Annotated in this window: 18 protein-coding genes; 6 read left to right on the forward strand and 12 right to left on the reverse strand. The window is 39.0% G+C overall.

Translation table 11 applies throughout. From position 1 onward, the window contains the following. Positions 1-76: 76 nt before the first annotated feature. Positions 77-1,990 (forward strand): GNAT family N-acetyltransferase, encoded by a 1,914-nt coding sequence (locus tag ACYVFA_RS02825; RefSeq protein WP_460470280.1) that lies wholly within the window; start codon positions 77-79, stop codon positions 1,988-1,990. Positions 1,991-2,054: 64 nt separating this feature from the next. After that, positions 2,055-2,816 (forward strand): triose-phosphate isomerase family protein, encoded by a 762-nt coding sequence (tpiA, locus tag ACYVFA_RS02830; protein ID WP_460470281.1) that lies wholly within the window; start codon positions 2,055-2,057, stop codon positions 2,814-2,816. 35 nt (positions 2,817-2,851) lie between these two features. Here the strand turns inward: tpiA and ACYVFA_RS02835 are convergent, their stop codons facing one another. From ACYVFA_RS02835 to ACYVFA_RS02870, 8 genes are all read right to left on the reverse strand, one after another. After that, positions 2,852-3,532: a TVP38/TMEM64 family protein gene (locus ACYVFA_RS02835; RefSeq protein WP_460470282.1), complete on the reverse strand. Its 681-nt coding sequence runs from the start codon at positions 3,530-3,532 to the stop codon at positions 2,852-2,854. A gap of 56 nt (positions 3,533-3,588) precedes the next feature. Beyond that, positions 3,589-4,194, reverse strand: a complete 606-nt coding sequence (locus ACYVFA_RS02840) for a hypothetical protein (RefSeq protein ID WP_460470283.1) — start codon at positions 4,192-4,194, stop codon at positions 3,589-3,591. Further along, positions 4,187-4,660 (reverse strand): hypothetical protein, encoded by a 474-nt coding sequence (locus ACYVFA_RS02845; protein ID WP_460470284.1) that lies wholly within the window; start codon positions 4,658-4,660, stop codon positions 4,187-4,189. Before ACYVFA_RS02845 ends, ACYVFA_RS02840 begins: the two co-directional genes overlap by 8 nt. A gap of 8 nt (positions 4,661-4,668) precedes the next feature. Further along, entirely contained in the window at positions 4,669-5,193 is a 525-nt protein-coding gene (locus ACYVFA_RS02850) for a DinB family protein (RefSeq protein ID WP_460470285.1), read from the reverse strand. A 242-nt stretch (positions 5,194-5,435) separates the two neighbouring features. Further along, positions 5,436-6,473 carry a glutamate 5-kinase gene (gene proB, locus ACYVFA_RS02855; RefSeq protein WP_460470286.1) on the reverse strand — a complete coding sequence of 346 codons (1,038 nt, stop codon included), beginning with the start codon at positions 6,471-6,473 and terminating at the stop codon, positions 5,436-5,438. 93 nt (positions 6,474-6,566) lie between these two features. Beyond that, the gene (gene rnc / locus ACYVFA_RS02860) at positions 6,567-7,286 is read right to left on the reverse strand and encodes a ribonuclease III (RefSeq protein ID WP_460470499.1); all 720 of its coding nucleotides are present in this window, start codon (positions 7,284-7,286) and stop codon (positions 6,567-6,569) included. 39 nt (positions 7,287-7,325) lie between these two features. Then, positions 7,326-8,573: a beta-ketoacyl-[acyl-carrier-protein] synthase II gene (gene fabF / locus ACYVFA_RS02865; RefSeq protein WP_460470287.1), complete on the reverse strand. Its 1,248-nt coding sequence runs from the start codon at positions 8,571-8,573 to the stop codon at positions 7,326-7,328. Positions 8,574-8,655: 82 nt separating this feature from the next. Continuing rightward, positions 8,656-8,892 carry an acyl carrier protein gene (locus ACYVFA_RS02870; RefSeq protein ID WP_116983079.1) on the reverse strand — a complete coding sequence of 79 codons (237 nt, stop codon included), beginning with the start codon at positions 8,890-8,892 and terminating at the stop codon, positions 8,656-8,658. A gap of 230 nt (positions 8,893-9,122) precedes the next feature. On the opposite strand from ACYVFA_RS02870, the gene kdsA reads away from it, so the two are divergent. From kdsA to ACYVFA_RS02890, 4 genes are all read left to right on the forward strand, one after another. Further along, a complete protein-coding gene (gene kdsA, locus ACYVFA_RS02875; protein WP_460470500.1) occupies positions 9,123-9,938 on the forward strand; it encodes a 3-deoxy-8-phosphooctulonate synthase in 816 nt (271 codons plus the stop codon). 169 nt (positions 9,939-10,107) lie between these two features. Further along, entirely contained in the window at positions 10,108-10,437 is a 330-nt protein-coding gene (locus tag ACYVFA_RS02880) for a DUF3467 domain-containing protein (RefSeq protein WP_116983386.1), read from the forward strand. A 685-nt stretch (positions 10,438-11,122) separates the two neighbouring features. After that, positions 11,123-11,248, forward strand: a complete 126-nt coding sequence (locus ACYVFA_RS02885; RefSeq protein ID WP_460470288.1) for a hypothetical protein — start codon at positions 11,123-11,125, stop codon at positions 11,246-11,248. Between the two features lie 99 nt (positions 11,249-11,347). After that, entirely contained in the window at positions 11,348-15,484 is a 4,137-nt protein-coding gene (locus ACYVFA_RS02890) for a PAS domain S-box protein (protein ID WP_460470289.1), read from the forward strand. 236 nt (positions 15,485-15,720) lie between these two features. Here ACYVFA_RS02890 and ACYVFA_RS02895 read toward each other — a convergent pair whose 3' ends face one another. The 4 genes from ACYVFA_RS02895 to ACYVFA_RS02910 form a co-directional block, all read right to left on the reverse strand. After that, the gene (locus tag ACYVFA_RS02895) at positions 15,721-16,392 is read right to left on the reverse strand and encodes a hypothetical protein (RefSeq protein ID WP_460470290.1); all 672 of its coding nucleotides are present in this window, start codon (positions 16,390-16,392) and stop codon (positions 15,721-15,723) included. Positions 16,393-16,411: 19 nt separating this feature from the next. After that, positions 16,412-17,698, reverse strand: coding sequence for an LVIVD repeat-containing protein (locus ACYVFA_RS02900; protein ID WP_460470291.1), 1,287 nt, complete (start codon positions 17,696-17,698; stop codon positions 16,412-16,414). A gap of 79 nt (positions 17,699-17,777) precedes the next feature. Further along, positions 17,778-18,149 carry a hypothetical protein gene (locus ACYVFA_RS02905; protein WP_460470292.1) on the reverse strand — a complete coding sequence of 124 codons (372 nt, stop codon included), beginning with the start codon at positions 18,147-18,149 and terminating at the stop codon, positions 17,778-17,780. Positions 18,150-18,169: 20 nt separating this feature from the next. Then, a complete protein-coding gene (locus tag ACYVFA_RS02910) occupies positions 18,170-19,393 on the reverse strand; it encodes a serpin family protein (RefSeq protein WP_460470293.1) in 1,224 nt (407 codons plus the stop codon). Between the last annotated feature and the right edge of the window lie 28 nt (positions 19,394-19,421).

Below are 19,421 nucleotides of genomic sequence, written 5' to 3' on the forward strand. Positions count from 1 at the left end.
ATTAGCAGAAAAAGCAAAAAACAGACTGCTATATTAAGTTCAGTATGCGTATTTTTGAAGGATAATCGACAAACGCATGAGTACAGAAAATTTACAACCGACAGAAGAAACACTTGACCCAGCCAATTGGGATAAGATAAGAGCTTTGGGCCACCGGATGCTTGACGACATGATTGATTATCTGCAAGGCTTACGCGACAAACCCGTATGGCAACAACCTACTGCCGAGGTAAAAGAAGTACTCAATCGCTCGCTCCCCCAACAAGGTCAACCCGTAGAAGAAATCTATCAGGAGTTTCTTTCTTATATCCTGCCTTATAACAAAGGCAATATCCATCCACGTTTCTTCGCATGGGTACAAGGCAACGGTACGCCTTTAGGTATGCTAGCTGATATGCTGGCATCAGGTATGAACCCTAATACAACCATAGGCGACCATGTAGCTATGTATGTAGAACAACAGGTAGTAAATTGGTCGAAAGAAATGTTTGGATTTCCTGAAACCGCCAGTGGCTTATTAGTCAGCGGCGCGACTATGGCGAATCTTACAGCCTTAACGACAGCCCGAAACTCACTACAAGACTTACATATAAGAGCAAAAGGAACAGATGATAAACTGACAGTATATTGCTCGGCAGAAACCCATATCTGTGTCATAAAAGCTACCGAGGTATTAGGCATAGGTAGTGAGCGCACAAGGATAATCCCTGTAACAGAAACTTTCCAGATAAATGTGCCTGCATTAGTAGCCAGGATTAAAGAAGATATTGAAGCAGGTTTCAGACCTTTTTGTGTCGTGGGAAATGCCGGAACAGTGAATACCGGAGCCATTGACCCATTAGAAGAACTCTATCAGATATGCAAAGAATTTGGCTTATGGTTTCATATTGATGGAGCATTTGGCTCATTAGCCAAACTCACGCCCACATTTGCAGAAAAACTAAAAACCATTGAAAAAGCCGATAGTCTGGCTTTTGATTTTCATAAATGGCTACACGTCCCTTATGAGTCTGCCTGTGTTTTAATCAGAGAGAAGAAATTACATCAGGCCGCTTTCTCTTCAGTGCCTAATTACTTGTCGGCACATGAACGCGGTTTAGCAGCAGGACCAGAGCCATTAACCAATTACGGTATTGAATTATCTAGAAGTTTCAAAGCATTGAAAGTCTGGATGTCGTTGAAAGAGCATGGTATTCAGAAATATAGCCGACTAGTACAACAGAATATCGATCAGGCTCAGTACTTAGGGCAAAAAGTATTACAAACGCCGCACCTAGAATTACTGGTTCCGGTAAGTATGAATATTGCCTGCTTCCGTTTCAATGATGGCAAGCATTCAGAAGAAGAACTGAATCAACTCAATAAAGAGATTCTGATGCGTTTGCATGAATCAGGCATTGCGGCACCATCTTATACCATTATTCAGAGTAAATATGCTATCCGAACCAATATTACCAATCATCGTACTCGTCTGGAAGATTTAGATTTATTGGTAAATACCATTTTAGACATTGCTATTAGCCTTTTGATAAAAGTCGTCGAGTTTGACACCAATAATCCAGCGCACTATCTAGCTTTCAAAGAAATCAACTATGCCTGGATTAATAAATATTTCAAAGTAGAACAAGGTGATTTGGATTCATTAGAAAATCCTGTAAAGTATTTCATAGCCACAGGTGGCGCAGTTTTATTGGCTTGTAGAGGTGATGAAATTTTAGGGACTACGGCTCTAAAACCAATTGGCGATAATAGCTTAGAACTTTGCAAAATGGGCGTAAGCGAAGCCGCCCGCGGCTTAGGCATTGGGCATGCCATTGGCGAAGCTGCCATTGCCAAAGCAAAAGAATTAGGCGCCAAAAGATTATATTTAGAAACCAATTCAAGCCTTAGTCCGGCTTTGAATTTGTATAAAAAACTGGGTTTTTCGAGGGTCGAAGATTTTACATCACCCTATGTAAGAGCTGATGTAGCCATGGAAATGTACTTATAGTTTTTCATGAAAAACTATTATCTTCGCACTTTCAAATAACCAAAGTAATCAAAGCTCTAAAGTAATGAGAAAAAAAATCGCCGCTGGCAACTGGAAAATGAATAAATCTTTTGAAGAAGGTCAAATCCTTTTGTCAGAAGTAGTTAATATGGTGAAAGACGAAGTGGTTAACCCAAATGTACAGGTTGTACTTTGTGTTCCGTTTCCTTACCTAAGCACTTTCGGAAAATTGATTGATACCCCTAAAGTTTCTTTGGGCGCACAAAACTGTTATCCAAAAGCTTCTGGTGCTTACACAGGTGAAGTTTCTGTACCAATGCTACAATCAGTTGGTGTGGGGCACATCATTATTGGTCACAGCGAACGCCGTCAGTATTTCAATGAATCTGATGCTTTCGTAGCCGACAAAGTGAATGCTATTTTAGAAGCAGGCTTAACGCCGATCTTCTGCTGCGGTGAAACCCTTGAACAACGTAACGAAGGTATTCATTTCGATTTCGTGAAAGGTCAGTTAACTAATAGCCTTTTCCATTTATCATCCGACGATTTGAAAAAAGTAGTCATTGCTTACGAACCAATCTGGGCTATCGGTACAGGTGTAACAGCATCGAACGACCAGGCACAAGAAATGCACAAAGTTTTAAGAGACCATTTAGCGGCTAAATACGGTGCAGAAGTAGCTGAAGAAATCAGCATTCTATATGGTGGTAGCGTAAATGGTGCCAATGCACAAGAGCTTTTCGCTTGTCCTGACGTAGACGGTGGTTTAGTAGGTGGCGCTTCTCTGAAATCAAGAGAATTTGTGAATATCGCTAAGTCATTCTAAGATATATAAAAGCGTGCTATGGATGCCATAGCACGCTAATCAATCTTCTTTTTCCTCCGCGGCTGCAAAAAATACAAAATACCTCCTACCGAAGCTACCAAGAGCACAATCAATAATATCTTCTGCAAATTCCCCTCATTCGGGTTCTCTAATAGTCTTCTGATTTCTTTGGCCTGATAACCCGTCCAGATTGCTAAAACCGTGCGTGGAATCATTCCTAAGAAACCGCCCAAAAGTATATTTTTCAACTTTGCGCCTGATAAGGCAAATACAAAGTTTGTTAAAGCAAAAGGCAAAACAGGTGATAATTTGGCGAAGAAAATAATCTTCAACTCCTGCTCCTTGATATTCGTCAATATCTCATTAACCCGTCTATTCTCTGATAGATAAGTCTTGAAACGGTCTTTATCTAACCAGCGGGTTACCATATTTACCAGAAATATAGCTGCCATATTTAATACAAATACAGGCAGAATGGCGTGCCAACCTAAGAAATAGCCAAAAACTAATGCTAAAAACGTAGGTGGTGTAATGGCAATTGCAGAGGTAATGCAGCAGATAAATGTGATAATTGCCCAGATTTTCCCATCATATCCGCCAATTTCTGTTTCACGAGAAACTACCCAAAAGGTAATAATAGAAGTAAAGATAAGGGGAACAATCGTTAAGAAAACCGATGAAATAAGAGCAAAGGAATATTTTCTGATTTGTTTCAAGCGTGGCAAGGAATTTAAGCCGCAAAATTACAAATTAGAAAAATCGAATGCTATAATTAAAACAGAAATCCATAACGTATCACAATAGGTGAGTTGTTACCACCTAAACCTTGTGGACTAATAAATCCTTTATTTGGATAACCAAGATTATACATTAAAGCAAGATAGCCTCCTCGCTGCCCTTGGCGCCCCTGGTAGAAACCTGCACCTATGAGTGGAGAGCCTTCCCATTTCTTTTTACCATCAGGAAAAGGATTTGTCGGATCTGGAATATATGAATAGAACTGATGAGTATAAGCATTCATCATTTCATATTCGGCTTGTGCGAAAATCGACCGGAATATTGGCTGACGAACAAAAAGTTTCGGACCATATACAAAACTGCCACTACCATTGAATACGCCCTGATAAATCAGATTAGCTCCTAATCCGACTACGGTTCCTTTATTGCTCACCTCATAACCCACCATCGGTGAAACATCTATATAGAATGCACCCCAGAAGCCCAACCAGAAGTTTCCACCATAGCGTAATTTATCTTTCCAGGCGGGTTTGGGTTGTTCAAAAAATGCAGGTTTTTCTTTTTCTTGTGGTTCTTCTTCCTGCGCAAATGCAATAAATGTACAGGTAATGAGGGTAATGGTTAAAAAAATTTTACGCATGTGTCAATGCAGTGGTTTCTTGTAAAAAATCAGGCAGTTTAATGGTCTCTAACAATCGTTCTTCGAGCATATTTGCCCACTCTTGTAAATAAACGATTACATCTTCCCGAACATTGTGGCGCAAAGAACGTTTTTCTACAGGTAAACGCATTAAGATTTCATTATCTGAAAGCTTTTCCAGATTCTGTAAATCCTCAATTGAAAAGCCTGACGTTAATAGATCAAAAATTATCAGATCAATTGGCATCGTACTGGTTTCGCAATAGTCGTTTAACTGTTCATTCCAGTCTCCGTTGCCCTGCATGGCATAGGCGTGAATCTCGGCTTTGGTTCTATGCGTAACTTCTTGTGCCAGATTACCGCAATTGCAACTACCCATGTGTCCCCACATATATTGGCTACCACTTTGCAATTTAGCAGCCGTGCGACGAATCGCTTCTATGATTTCTGTTTTTGCTTGTGCCATGATTACATCTATTTAACACCTTTATCTGCCTCCCAGGAACCTTGTAATTTACGGATATATATAATCTGCCCTGTGTGATACGCATTATGCGTACCAATATGAGCAATAGTCGAATACTTTTCTTTCAATTTAGCCTCATCTGCCGTCTCTACAAACTTCTCTAAATCTGCCAGAACTACATCTAATCTTTTAACGACATCCTCCCAACTTTTTTTATCAAAATTAGTAAATGTTCTATCATTATCCCCATCAAATTTAGCCACCTCATCTCCTTTAAAACTGGCTAATACACGCGCATTCCAGAATAATAAGTGATGAGCCAATTGCCCGATTGAGTGATTGCCTTTGCCATCATTCCAATTAGCTTGTTCAGCCGTTACACCTTCTAAAGCAATATTCACAGGCACAAACCAGTCTTTATCGGTATGTGTTGTTTTCAATTGCTCTAACAAAATAGATTTGAGTGTTGGTTCAGTTTTGCTTTGTGCCATAGCCAATTGAGTGATAAGGAGTAGTAGAAGTATCTTTTTCATAATAATAAGGTTTTAATTATGAAATTACGATTTCTACTGGATTGTGGCAAGAAGGGAGTAAAAAAATTATATAGACATTACTAAATTACTGTTCATCCATTATCGTAGAGACGACTGGCCTATGAATATCAGGCAAATGTATATTGTCTCATTCTTCAAATAGTATTTCCAGGAAGGCAAAGACCAATGAAGACGAGGTAGCGACCTACCGCAGCATGTCGTCTCTACGAACTGCAAAAAAACTAAATCAAGACAATATCATTGGCATTAGCCACCTCAAAATTCTGGGTTTTCAGGTTCTCTAATAATTCGATTGATGGTACTTTGGTACGCGCTACCCCAACCATCACGCCATGACTATCAGTTATCTCTACAACCTCCCCTGCTTCGAAATCGCCTTTTACTTTTTTGATACCTACGGCCAGCAGGCTGCTACGCTTCTGTAAGGCTTTCACAGCTCCGGCATCTATCTGCAAGGTACCTACTGCAACACTTCCGCTAGCCAACCATTTATTGCGGGATGACAGATTAGCCGCCTGCGCCGAGAACTCGCTTCCTGCCTCACCTTTCATGGCTTTCAGGATACCATCTTCGGTTTTCATACCAAAGATTATTACCCGGATACCCATGCGGGTTGCCAGTTTGGTAAAGGTAAGCTTAGATGCCATCCCACCAGAGCCCAAAGCAGATTTACTATTATCAACCAGCCCTAGTATCTGATTATCAATCATTTCTATTTTTCTGATGATGTTTTTCTTCTGGTCTAGTAAACCACCTACAGATGTACAAATCATCAGGGTTTCGGCGCCAAAGCCAGTAGCAATCAGCGTTGCCAGCTCATCATTATCCGAAAATCTTAGCTCACGGTTACTTACTACGTCATTCTCATTAGCGATTGGAATAATGCCATTCGCCCATAATTCCTGATAGGTTTCTTTTAATTGTAAGAATTGCTCGCGGTTCCCAAAATGCTGGCGCTCGCATAAACTCTGGGCAATCTGGATATTGTATTGAGAGAAATATTTAGAATAGATATTCAAAAGAAGCGGATTCCCGATAGCTGCGGCAGCTTTTCGCTCAGCAATTTCGCCCGAATAGTTTTTAATAAAATGTTTCCCTGCCCCAACTGCTCCTGACGATACGAGTACGATTTGATAACGGGCATGGAGTTCTGAAACCTGGCGGGCTATATCGGCAATGATGGTTTCGTCTGGCTCGCCATTGCTTTGAGTAATAGAGGCTGTTCCGAATTTAATAACAAGGGTAGGTAACTGACTCATGTAATAGGGTGCTTAACGAAGGTTTTATCCTTTAACGACTGTTGTTGTCTCTCTATAATCAAAAAAGACGCAAGGTATTGCGTCTTTTTTGATTTATTGTGATGATTTGATCTCTAAACTTTCGCAGGCTCTGCGAGCGGCTTCCTGTTCGGCTTTTTTCTTGTTCCAACCACCACCAGTACTGATGGCCTCACCGTTTACTTTTACCTGAGCCACAAATTCTTTGTGGTGGTGTTTACCGTTTTCCTGCACAATCTCAAAAACAATTTTTTTGCCTTCTTGCTGTGCCCAACTTAAGAGAATACTCTTATAATTGGTATTGGTCTGAATAACCGTATCAAGGTCGAAGTAATTGGCAATCAGTTTTTTCAGAATAAAAGACCTTGTAAAGCGGAAACCTTTATCTAAATAAATGGCACCAATGAGGGCTTCCATCGCATCACCATACATCGACGTACGATTATGGGCAATACGCTGGCCATCAAACTGAATCAGTTTTTCCAAGCCAATTTTACGAGCTACCTGATTCAAAGATTCCCGGTTAACAATTCTTGAACGAATCTCAGTCAGAAATCCCTCGTCTTTAAAAGGGTATTTTTTGAACAGATATTCGGCTACTATCATACCCAGCACCGAATCGCCCAGATACTCTAATCGCTCATTAGATTCGCGAAAACCACCGATATTTGTCTCTTTTGAGGCAGAGGTATGTCTAAAGGCTAACTGGTAAAGCAAAGGATTACTCGGCTTTTCACCAATAATTTGCTCTACTGCTTTCCTAAACTCACGTTCTTTAGAACTTGATTTGAAAATTCCCCAAAAATTACTAGCCTCCGACAACACGATTCGAAATTAGATTTTCTTAAATATTAGCGTAGCATTATGACCGCCAAAGCCAAAACAATTACTCAAAACTACATCTATTTTTTTAGATTTCGCTACATTCGGAGTTAAATCTATTCTTGGGTCGATTGTTTCATCGACATTGAACAGATTTATGGTTGGTGGAACCATCTGATGTTGGATGGCTAAAACCGCCGCAACAGACTCTACTGCGCCTGCCGCTCCAAGTAAATGGCCTGTCATTGACTTGGTCGAACTAATACTCATTTTATAAGTATGATCGCCAAATAATTGCTCTATGGCTTTGATTTCCTGTGGATCACCCAATGGTGTTGATGTACCATGCGTGTTGATGTAGTCAATCTCTTCCGGCTTCATATTGGCATCTTCCAATGCATCCTGCATCGACAAGAACGCACCGTATCCTTCCGGATGTGGCGCCGTAATATGATAGGCGTCTGAAGACATACCACCACCCACAATTTCACAATATATTTTGGCTCCACGGGCTACGGCATGCTCATATTCTTCCAGAATCAATGCTGCACCACCATCGCCTAATACGAAACCATCACGGTCTTTATCGTAAGGGCGAGAACCGGTTGCCGGATCATCGTTTCTTTCAGACATGGCGCGTAAGCCATTAAAACCACCGATACCCGCTTGGGTAATAGCGGCTTCTGAACCTCCTGAAATACAAAGATTGATTCTACCTAAACGGATATAGTTAAAAGCGTCTATAATCGCATTATTGGTAGAGGCACATGCCGATACAGTAATGTAGTTAGGCCCACGGAATCCATATCTGATAGAGATTTGTCCCGAGGCACTGTCGGCAATCATTTTTGGAATAAAGAACGGGTTAAATTTCGGAGTACCGTCGCCACCAGCAAAGTTGATTACTTCTTCTTCAAAAGTTTTCAACCCGCCAATACCTGAACCCCAGATAACACCGGCTTTGTTTTTATTGATTTGTTCTAGGTCCAGTCCTGAATCTTTAATAGCTTCATCTGATGCTACTATAGCGTACTGGGCGAACAAGTCCATTTTACGGGCTTCTTGCCTTGGAATAAACTGTGTAACGTCAAAATTTTTGACTTCACAAGCAAATTTTGTACGGAATTTACTGGCATCAAATTTCGTGATAATGGCTGCGCCACTAACACCGTTTGATAATCCGTGCCAGAATTCTTCTACCGTATTCCCGATAGGCGTTATAGCCCCCAATCCTGTTACAACTACTCGTTTGAAAGCCATAAAATGAGGTTTGAAGTTTCAAAGTTATAAAGTTTCAAGTTTCAGGCTAATATCATGAAACTTGAAACCTGCAACTCGAAAATTATTTAGAATTTTCTTCCAAGTAAGTAATAGCCTGACCAACGGTCTGGATATTTTCTGCTTGGTCGTCTGGGATTGATACGTTGAATTCTTTTTCAAATTCCATTATCAATTCCACAGTGTCTAATGAATCTGCTCCTAAATCATTTGTGAATGATGCTTCTGGAGTTACTTCTGACTCATCAACGCCGAGTTTTTCTACGATAATTTTCGTTACTTTAGATGCAATTGCTGACATTTTGAACTGTAGTTTGGTGAAAAACGACTGCAAAGAAAATGCTTTTAACTGAAAACAACAAAATACACGAAAGTTTTTTAGTATCAGAAAACTTCCGACCTTTGTATTTGTTTTGTATTAAAACAAATAAATACGAAAGAAGTTTTGGGAAAAAGCATTAGAATAAAAATATTTCATTACTTAATTCCGAAAAACCAATTAAATAATAGGTTTAAAAATTTATTAAAGTGCTGAAAGTCAATCAATTAAAAAATCAAGATTTAGGAAATTTTTTCCTGATAGCCGGGCCTTGTGTAGTAGAAGGGCGAGATATGGCTCTGGAAATTGCCGAGAAAGTAAAAGCCATAACCGACCGTCTGGAAATTCCTTATATTTTTAAGGCTTCTTACCGGAAAGCCAACAGAACCAAATTAAATTCGTTCACAGGCATTGGCGACGAACTAGCCTTAGGCATTTTAAAGGAGGTTGGTGAGACTTTCTCTCTGCCAACTATTACTGATATTCATGAGTCACACGAGGCAGCTCTGGCGGCACAATATGTAGATGTTTTACAGATTCCTGCTTTCTTGTGCCGCCAAACTGAATTGCTGATTGCAGCGGCAGAAACAGGCAAAGCAGTCAATGTAAAAAAAGGACAGTTTATGCATGGCTCAGGAATGGGTTTTGCTGTAGAGAAAATCAACGCCATTAATCCTGATGTACAGGTAATGCTTACCGATAGAGGCAACTCTTTTGGTTATTCTGATATAGTAGTTGATTACAGGAATATTATTGAAATGCAGGCTTTTAACGTGCCCGTAGTAATGGACTGTACGCACTCGCTACAACAGCCTAATCAATCGTCTGGTGTAACAGGAGGGAATCCTGCTATGATAGAGACCATTGCCAAAGCGGCCATTGCCGTGGGGGCTGATGGAATTTTTATTGAAACGCACATGAATCCATCAGTGGCAAAGTCTGATGGGGCTAATATGTTGGCTTTAGATAAGCTTGAGGGGCTATTGGAGAAACTCGTGAGAATACGAGAAGTTGTTCGCAAAAACTAGCGAATTAATAATAAAAAAGCCTCCTTAAAGCGTTTTTTTTCATTTCGGGTCTATATTTCGCCATTAAATAACAAATAGGAATTGTATTTCTTTTTTTCAGAAAAGATTTTTTATTTTTGTTAGCTTAATGCCCAATATGACTCCCAATCACTTAATATTTCTCATGCAAATGGCAAAAAAGAAAGATGCTCAGGAAGAGCCGGAACAACAAATTAATATCGAACTATCAGAAGAAATGGCAGAAGGGGTGTATGCGAATCTGGCAATGATTGCCCATTCAAATACTGAGTTTGTGATAGATTTTATTCGTCTGATGCCCGGTGTACCAAAAGCAAAAGTAAAGTCACGCGTGATTCTGACTCCAGAGCATGCGCAACGTTTACTGACTGCGCTACAAGACAATATTTCGAAATACGAAGATAATTTTGGCACGATCCGTCAGACTAACGAACCAATGCCATTCCCGATGAATTTTGGAGGCCCGATGGGTGAAGCTTAATTCTGGTTTCATACTATAAAACAAAAGCCTTAGAAGTGATTCTAAGGCTTTTGTTTTGAGCAACAAGGCGCTACTCCTCTGTAATCTATAAATTTTATTTTTGACCTGAAAGAGGTCACAAGTTCAGTCTTTCTTGCCTCCAATATATTTTCAATGGCCGAAAAAAGATCAGTATTTATCATATTGACAATGAGGTTTTAGTGGGTACTAATAATTGTTAAATTTAGATTCCTTATAAAAACATCTGTGTCTTTATAAGCCAATAGTGCCATATATCTGATTTTCGACCAGATTCAAATCCATGCCAATGCTGATTCGTTTTACCTAAGCCAGCGTTTTATCATGCCCTCTTAGTATATTAGTTTGATGCGATAAAATATCAGTATTACTAATACTAGTTTCAATGAGGATAGTATTTAAGTATTTTTACTTATTTTTTCTTAATAAATGGCATAATTTTTGCTTATTTTCTCAAAACGCTGCCATTATCCCATACACAATTCTATAAAGACTCCACCTCTGAGTTTACTAAAGCCCCACTTCCTAAGAAACACCTTAGATTATTGCTTGAAGCTTACTTAATCTATATACATAATACTTAAAAGATTACTTTGTGTTGACGACGATAAAATTACTTTAACCTTTATTAAAGCCTCTTCCGCTGAACAATTAATCAATAGAATGAATGGCAAAGAAGCCATTGATTATTACAGCAGCAAAAGCTAAGAAACCGAATTATCCGATGGTTATTGATTTTTTAACGAAACCTCTAACTACTCATGCACTGAAACCCCTGCCTTCAGGGGAGTAGAAATTTTATGATTATTTTTTCTTAGAAATTAACCTCAAATACCCCTATCACCTTCAAAGTTTTAGCAAGGCTGATAATTAAAACAATCTTTTTGCTCGTATGAAAGTTAACACTCTTCAACAGAATCTTCCCTCTTCTTCATTAAAAAATCCCGATTATGAAGATTTGCTGATCCACTACACTGAAGACAGTTTTTTGATTATAGATACAAACTTAATCATAGTCAATTTTGGCCTGAACTTTAAAGAACAATACCAGAAATACTTCGGTAGGATAGTGAAAAAAGGTGACAGTATTCTGGACTATGCACCCGAAGGCAGAAAAGAAATCGCCAGAAGTTTTTATATGCAGGCTATGGAAGGTCAAGTACTCGAAATCGAGGTAGATTTACCAATGGCCGATAATACAATAGTGAATTGTAGAAATAAGTACAAACCTATCTATAACAAAAAGAAGCAAATTGTAGGCATTTTTGTCTCGGCTTTTGATATATCTTTTATCCGAAAGGTAGAAACAGAACTCCAGCAGAATGAGAATAAATACAGGACAATTGTAGAAAACTCATTAGATGCGTTCTTTTTGGGTAATCTTGAGGGCGAAGTTCTCGACGTCAATGATTCTGCTGTTGATATGTTTGGGTATAACAAAGATGAACTTAAGAAATTAAACAGAAAAGTATTGATTGACCACTCTGATGAAAAGTTTTTACATTATTTGGAAGAAAGGAATAAAACCGGGAAGATACATGGTGAGGTTACCGCTATAAGAAAAAATGGCGAGCGATTTCCAGTTGAACTTTCATCAGTTACCTATAAGGAAATCAATGACGAGGTAAAGGTTGGTACTTTTATTCGCGATATAAGTATCAGGAAAAAAAGCGAAATGCTATTAGAAATAAGTGAAAAGCGTTTCAGGGCTTTGGTAGAAAACTCTTCTGATATTCTTATTTTAAATGAGGGAAGCGGAATTATACAATATGTAAGCCCGGCATTTGAAAAAATCACCGGAATTACCTATTCAGCACTTCAACAAAACCCGAGATTATTTGCTTTACGTTTACACCCTGATTATGCTGATCAGGCCAGAAAGATTTTTTTGGAGGCGCTTGCAAAACCTGGTGTTCCCATCGCTTGTGTTTTACAATTTCAACATGAAGATGGTTATTGTATATACTTGGAGGGTTTTGTGACCAATATGCTGAACGATGAAAACGTAGGGGCGGTAGTTTCAAATTATCGGGACGTTACCGAGCGGAAACTAGCCGAGGCACAGGTTATTAAAAGTGAAAACCGTTTCAGGGCACTGGTTGAAAACGCAAGTGATGTGATTATCCTAGGCAACGAAAAGGGTATTGTACAATATGTGAGTCCTGCATTTGAAAACATAACAGGCTTCACACTAGAGGATGCTAAAAACAACCCTGACTTATTAAGGGAAAGTTTACATCCGGATTTTCAGGAAGAAGCCATAAGAACTTCTTTAGAAGCGATTCAAAAGCCGGGCGTTCCTATTCCCCGCTTGTTGCAGGTAAAGCATAAAGATGGCCATTATCTGTGGCTTGAAGGTTTTATTACCAATCTTCTGCACGATGAGAACGTAGGTGCTATGGTTTCTAATTACAGAGACATCAGTGAACGAAAAGTAGCCGAAGATAAACTGATTAAAAGTGAAAATCGTTTCAGAGCCTTGGTTGAAAAAGGGGAGGATATCATTGTCATGACCAACCCGGATGGAATCATCACTTATGTGAGTCCTGCATTTGAAAAACTAACGGGCTATGACAGCGACGAAGTGAAAGGCAAACTGAACCTGTTATTCATGCATGAAGAGCAGGCCAAAGCAACCAACACTATTTTTGAAAGCTTATTGAAACAGCCGAAGCTTTCTGTACCAAGGCTAAACCGCCTAAAATGCAAAAACGGAGAATACAGATGGGTAGAAGGATATATCACTAATCTTTTACATGATGACAATGTACAGGCTATTATTTCGAACTACATAGACGTTACAGAGCGCAAAAAGACTACAGAGCTGATCAGACAATCTGAAACTAACCTGAAAACTATTTTTGAAAATACTTCCGAAGCATTTGTATTGTCAGATACCGATGGGGTGATAAAAGCGTTTAATACTAATGCCCGGTTGTTTGGTTTTCTCAATACCGACAATGAAATGATTGAAGGAAAGCATATTTTAGATATTGTTGCCAACGATAGAAAAGTTTTCATTCAATCTCTCTTCGATAAAGTATTGCAAGGTGAGATTATTCAATATGATCGGCCATATATACAAGGTGATAGCACACTATGGATTGATTACACGATCAGGCCTGTCATTGAAAATGGGCAGATAAAAGGTATATGCACTACAGGTAGGGATATTACAGCAAGAAAAGTGGCAGAAGAGGAAATAGCGAAAAGGGAGATAAAGCTCAGGTCTATCCTTGCAAACAGTCATGACTTACTGTTCCTTTTTGATGTTGAAGGTAAAATTGAGTTTCTCAGTCCGGCTATTCAGAAGGTCTTTGGCTACACGAATTCTGAAACAGAAATACCTAATATTCTTGAAAGAATTCATCCTGATGATTTAGAAAATGTAATGATGCACTTAAACAGGGCTTTCACCATTCCTGAAGTTCCGGTTTTAGTTGCACTAAGAATACTTAATAAAGACGATCATTATCTCTGGCTTGAAGGAAAAATAACCAATATGTTAAACAAACCTGAGATTAAAGCCTTTGTGGCTAATTTCAGAGATATAACTGAGCGTAAAGTATTTGAAGAACAGCAGACACTTCTGGTCTCAATTATTAATAGTTCAGATGATGCCATAGTGAGTATTAATGCTGATAAAAATATACTAAGCTGGAATAAGGGAGCAGAAAAGATGTTTGGCTATAACGATAAGGAGGTAATCGGTAAAAGTATTTATCAGATAGTTCCAACTAATCGTTATTACGAAGAGGAGGAAATTTTTGGCAGGATACGAGAAGGCAAGCCTGTCAATCATTATGAAACCCAACGGCTAAATAAATGGGGAAGATTGCTGGATATATCATTAACGGCCTCGCCTATTAAAGATAGTAAAGGAAATATTACAGGAATATCAAAAATTGCCCGTGATATTTCTGAAAAAAAGAAAGCTGAAGAACAAATCAGCAATAATGAAAGACGTTTCAGAAGCCTTTTACAAAACAGCAATGATGGGTTGAGCTTGCTGGGTGTTGATGGGGTAATGCTTGAAATAAGCCAGACAGGGAAGAAAATTCTGGGTTATGATGACAGTGAATTGATCGGAAAAGCCAGATTTGACCTGATTCACCCCGATGATCTGGAGCTCGTTTCTCAAGCCTTTGTAGATGTAGTAAATGACCCTGAAAAAACCAGATTCTTCGAGTATCGTAGTCTTTGCAAAGATGGTCTGTATAGCTGGCTGGAAGCCAGTTGCCAAAATTTGCTGAATGATGCGGCTGTGGGTGCTATTGTGGTGAATTTCAGAGATATTACCGAGCGGAAAAATCAGGAAATTGAGCGTGAACAACTGATAATTAACCTGAATCAGAACAACAAAGATTTAAGAAACTTCTCGTTCATTACGTCTCATAATTTAAGAGCGCCTTTATCTAATCTGTTAGGATTTACTCAATTGCTCGAAGATATACCTATTGAAGACAAAACGCTGAACGCCATTATTGATGGCTTCAGAACATCGACAGTTCAATTGAATAATACCGTTAACGACCTCATAAATATTCTGATAATCAGAGATAATAATTCTATTGAGCAAAAAGAGATTGGTTTTGATCAGATGCTATCTCAGGTTAAAAATCAACTAAACTATCTGATTCAGGAAGCGCAACCTGATATCGAAACCCTGTTTGTGGATGCGCCAAGTGTCACGTTTAATGAGACTTATCTGGAAAGTATCCTGATGAACCTCATAACCAATGCCATTAAGTTCAGATCCAATGATCGTAAGTTAAGAATTAAGATTGAAACCCAAAAGACCGACGAAGGCATAGTACTTACTTTTGCTGATAATGGCATCGGGTTTGATGCCGAACGCCAGAAAGACAAAGTTTTTGGCTTATATCAGCGTTTTCATGTCCATCCCAACGGCAAGGGCTTAGGCTTATACTTGATTAAATCTCAAATAGAGAGTCTGAGTGGTACGATTGAAGTTGATAGCGCTGTAGATATAGGTACTACCTTTAAGCTGAGATTTAAATCATTTTAGAATTAATGATGAATGGAATCAGTACATTTTCAGAAACATTGGCAACAATAATATACAATAATCAAGACCGCTTCTGAGGTGTCAGGTCTTTCTACCTAAATAAATGTCTCAAAAAATATACCATTAAAGTAAAAATCTGGCACAAGAATTACCAATAATTGTATAATTGTTGGTAGTTCTTATGCCAGATTTTATACTAATAAAATTCGTAGACCCCTTTTTAGGAATTAACATCTTTAAAACTCAATTCCTAATCTTAACACTATTCGCTTATATTTCCTTACCTCATTGGACTCCGACCAATACACTTCATTTCCATTTCTCTCCATCTCATACTCGGCCCTCTGGAAACGATAACCTATATTAATCAACCAGGCAGAGCCGTTTCGCATTGGCAATCTATACCCTATGGTTGGGCTTATTAATAAACCACCTTTTGTATGAAAACCTGTATTATCTTCATTTAGCCAGATAGTTGAATAGCCTGCGTCTATTCCTGCCTGTAAACTGCTTCCTCCTTCTTTTTTCTGTAGTAGACTTCTGCGTACGCCCACCGCTAAAGGCATTAGTACAGTTTCTCCGTAGCCATCAACGCCTATAGTAATCCCTGCTGCTGTTTTACGGTCGAGATAAACGCCGTTGAACGTCTGCATTGACATATTTACTTTATTCTTTATTTGATACTGATCAGGATAGTTACCAGGATAAGTATAAGGATACCACCCTCCATAATAATTGCTCTGAAATTTGAGTCTTCCGAATAATCCTCCGAATTCGGTCATGTTCACAAACTTATGCTTGCGGAAGAAACTTCCTTTTTCATCCTGTGCCTTTGCGGTATATGTGCACGCCAATAACATCACGAAAATCAGGATGATTTTACCTATATATATATGTATGTTCTTCATTTTGATGCTGATTCAAGGTTTAGGATGCTGTTTTCACCGGGATTTTACTTATCAACTTCATATCTTTCGGATTCGAAGTATCGTATTGGTATAACCCATCTTTACCAACCATCAATAAGTGCTTCCCTCCCAACGGAATCACATCAAAGGCATTAATATCTTTAATATGCTGTTGTAGTTGTATACTCATGGCACTGCTTGCATCAAAAGATTTCAAGCCAAACTCGCCTTCACAAATAAACAGGCTCGGAAAATCTACGCCTAATCCGGCAGGATGCTGCATTTCATAAGTTTTAAGTAACCGTGGAGAATAGATATTTGTTACATCAATTACATCCAGACGATTAGGCGCTACACCACATAAACCCGTGCGCAGCGTAACATAGGCAATATCGTTGGCTACCACTACAGGGTCACAGGCGCGGGCGTGTTCAAACATCGTTACACGCTCAGGTTTAGCAGGATTCCTATTGTCGAAGATATACATACCTGTGGTTGAACCAATGAATAGCTTATCCTTGTATGGGAAAATAGTCTCAATACCCCACCCCAGATTGATTTTATTCTCCTGAACGGGTTGAGTTAAGTCTTTGATATTGAAAAGAATCAAATCATTCTGCGAAACCGTATAAAGAAAATCATCATAGATAGTAAATCTTGCCATTGACCCACCCTGACCTGTACCACTAGCCGAAGGGCTAGTAGGGCCTTTGGAGCCAGCATAAAAACTATTAAGATCATAGTAGATAGGATTAGGATTCACTATCTGAAAACCGCAATTGGTACGGATTTTATCCGTAATAATCTTTGTCTCGTAATCCGTTACAGTCTGATTGCCGGAATTGTACGACCAGCTAATGCCATCGGCTGTTCCGTAATTAAAGACATCTTTTACTCTACCTGTTTGTTTGATATTCTTCGGGTCTGTAATATCAAAAGTTACAACATCCATATAATTATCGGCGTAGAGAATATTGTCTTTTACTGCCATATCTATCACTCCCGGAATTTTCAGAAAGGCGATATTCTGTGGTTGTTGCGGATTAGAATTATCAATGATATGCAGGCCTTTCTTTAGCTCATTAATAAAGATAAAATTATCTTTTACATAGATTTTGCCAAGGTTCACCAACTCCTGTGGACCTTGTGAAGAAATCTCATTCCGAATCTTGTCTACCGTTAGCACAAAAGGTGCAGTTGTGCGGTAGGTGCGGGTTGTCTCGCAGTCGTCAGTGCAAGAGATATTGCCAATAGCTGTGGCAATACTCAGCATGAACGCAAGACATTTGAAGTAGTTTTTTCTCATAGTTTATTGTAGGTATAGAAAAGAAAAAATGCCATGCGTAGAGATAAGCATCTGTATACGACATGGCACTTTAACGAATTTATTTCAATTTAATCTTGGTCAGTTTCAGTGGTATTCCTGGATATAAAACAGTATTATTTGTTTGAACCACTTGTTTTACTTCTCCGCTGAATATGATTCTGGTCTCGTGTTTGCCTTTTAATTCAGCTGGCAGATTAGCGGCTGTAAATCTGTGAGAAGGTAGCGCCGCACACGACAATGGATCCATCACTCCTTCCACTACAATCACTGTCAGTTGGTCGTTTACTTTCATCAGATACCCTTCTTTATTATTAAAGGTCTCGATAGTTGGCAAGTTGTCAATATCACTTACAGGTGATACGTCTATGTCTTTTTTTGTGCAAGCCCAGAAGAGCATCGTGCACAAGCCGAGCATCCAGAGTTTTTTCATACGTTTAGTTTATTATTTTATTAGAGGTTCGAGATTTTTCCTGTAAACAGAATTGTATTCGATTGTTTTTCGCTGATAACAAACAAAAACGGACGATTACAAACCACTGTCGGATATACCGGAACAGAGGTAGTTACCACACCTATTGTTGTTACGGCCGCTGCTTCTGTTCCTTTTTCATCAATGCCTACATAGGTATTTTGTTTTACCATCCCTACCATGAGTTTGCCGGCAGGGCTCGCAATTTTTGATAAATCAGCACCCGTAGTGAAAGCTGCTTTAATACCCATATCCATCAACACTTTTTTCAAATCTGTTTCATATTCTAAAGTGAATTTTGGTAAGCCTACAATCACTTTTTGCTCACGTAATGCCCCATTCAATGCCTGCCACTCACCTGTTGAAAGGCTAGCTAAAGCGGCATCTGTCGATTTATCCGGAAGAATGACTGTCATTACATAGTTGCCATCACCATACGGCAATTCAACGGCCTGATAATTATCACGTTTGGCATACTTCACATTTTCGGTCATGTTCATCATCTTCACGCTTTTCACACCTTTTGTACCTGTGAAGTTTTCATCCTGCGTATTCGCTTCTTTAAATTGTGTTTTCCAATCGCCTTTGAAATACAGGGCATTCATCAGGAATAATACCTGATCATTGTTAATCTGGTCTAATACTTTCTTTATTTTACCATTTGTATTATCGCTCGCCCAATTATTGATCTTATTTACTGTCGCTTTATCATCAAAGTTTTCGCCGAATACACCTGCATTGAAATTGGTTTTCAGGTTATCCAGATAAGATGGCTCTACCTTGAAAGTATTTCGATACCAAACCGAGTTGGCAATCGTATTTTTTACTTTCGGATCGCTCAATGGCAGGTTATCAATCAGATCTTTGTAGATACCGTTGGTAGTAGCCATATCAGACGATACTCTCAAAGCTTTCTGAATCTCCTCTTTTGTCTGATTGTCAGCCCCATTCAGCAACATACCTAAAGCAATGTGCAAACTCAGTGGAGAAACAAAGTAGCTTTTATCAGCTTCCTCAATGGCATTATGTTTTTTCCAGAAATCAAAAGCGAATTCGCTCGTCTGGTCTGAAAAAGCAGCCGGAATAGCCTTTAGCTCATTATTGGCTTTTATGGTGTTGGGGTCTACTGTATTACCTTTATTATCACAACTGGCAGCAGCTAGAGAGCAAACAGCAGCGAGTATGGCAATTTTAAGCGTTTTCATATTTGGTTTATTTAATAAATTAGGTTAT

It is taken from the genome of Emticicia fontis (genome assembly GCF_054779675.1).

Coding starts and splice junctions, on each gene's coding strand:
- ACYVFA_RS02825 (WP_460470280.1), top strand. CDS start 77: ATGAGTACAGAAAATTTACAACCGACAGAAGAAACACTTGACCCAGCC.
- tpiA (WP_460470281.1), top strand. CDS start 2,055: ATGAGAAAAAAAATCGCCGCTGGCAACTGGAAAATGAATAAATCTTTT.
- ACYVFA_RS02840 (WP_460470283.1), bottom strand. CDS start 4,194: ATGCGTAAAATTTTTTTAACCATTACCCTCATTACCTGTACATTTATT.
- ACYVFA_RS02845 (WP_460470284.1), bottom strand. CDS start 4,660: ATGGCACAAGCAAAAACAGAAATCATAGAAGCGATTCGTCGCACGGCT.
- ACYVFA_RS02850 (WP_460470285.1), bottom strand. CDS start 5,193: ATGAAAAAGATACTTCTACTACTCCTTATCACTCAATTGGCTATGGCA.
- proB (WP_460470286.1), bottom strand. CDS start 6,473: ATGAGTCAGTTACCTACCCTTGTTATTAAATTCGGAACAGCCTCTATT.
- fabF (WP_460470287.1), bottom strand. CDS start 8,573: ATGGCTTTCAAACGAGTAGTTGTAACAGGATTGGGGGCTATAACGCCT.
- ACYVFA_RS02870 (WP_116983079.1), bottom strand. CDS start 8,892: ATGTCAGCAATTGCATCTAAAGTAACGAAAATTATCGTAGAAAAACTC.
- ACYVFA_RS02880 (WP_116983386.1), top strand. CDS start 10,108: ATGGCAAAAAAGAAAGATGCTCAGGAAGAGCCGGAACAACAAATTAAT.
- ACYVFA_RS02885 (WP_460470288.1), top strand. CDS start 11,123: ATGGCAAAGAAGCCATTGATTATTACAGCAGCAAAAGCTAAGAAACCG.
- ACYVFA_RS02890 (WP_460470289.1), top strand. CDS start 11,348: ATGAAAGTTAACACTCTTCAACAGAATCTTCCCTCTTCTTCATTAAAA.
- ACYVFA_RS02895 (WP_460470290.1), bottom strand. CDS start 16,392: ATGAAGAACATACATATATATATAGGTAAAATCATCCTGATTTTCGTG.
- ACYVFA_RS02900 (WP_460470291.1), bottom strand. CDS start 17,698: ATGAGAAAAAACTACTTCAAATGTCTTGCGTTCATGCTGAGTATTGCC.
- ACYVFA_RS02905 (WP_460470292.1), bottom strand. CDS start 18,149: ATGAAAAAACTCTGGATGCTCGGCTTGTGCACGATGCTCTTCTGGGCT.
- ACYVFA_RS02910 (WP_460470293.1), bottom strand. CDS start 19,393: ATGAAAACGCTTAAAATTGCCATACTCGCTGCTGTTTGCTCTCTAGCT.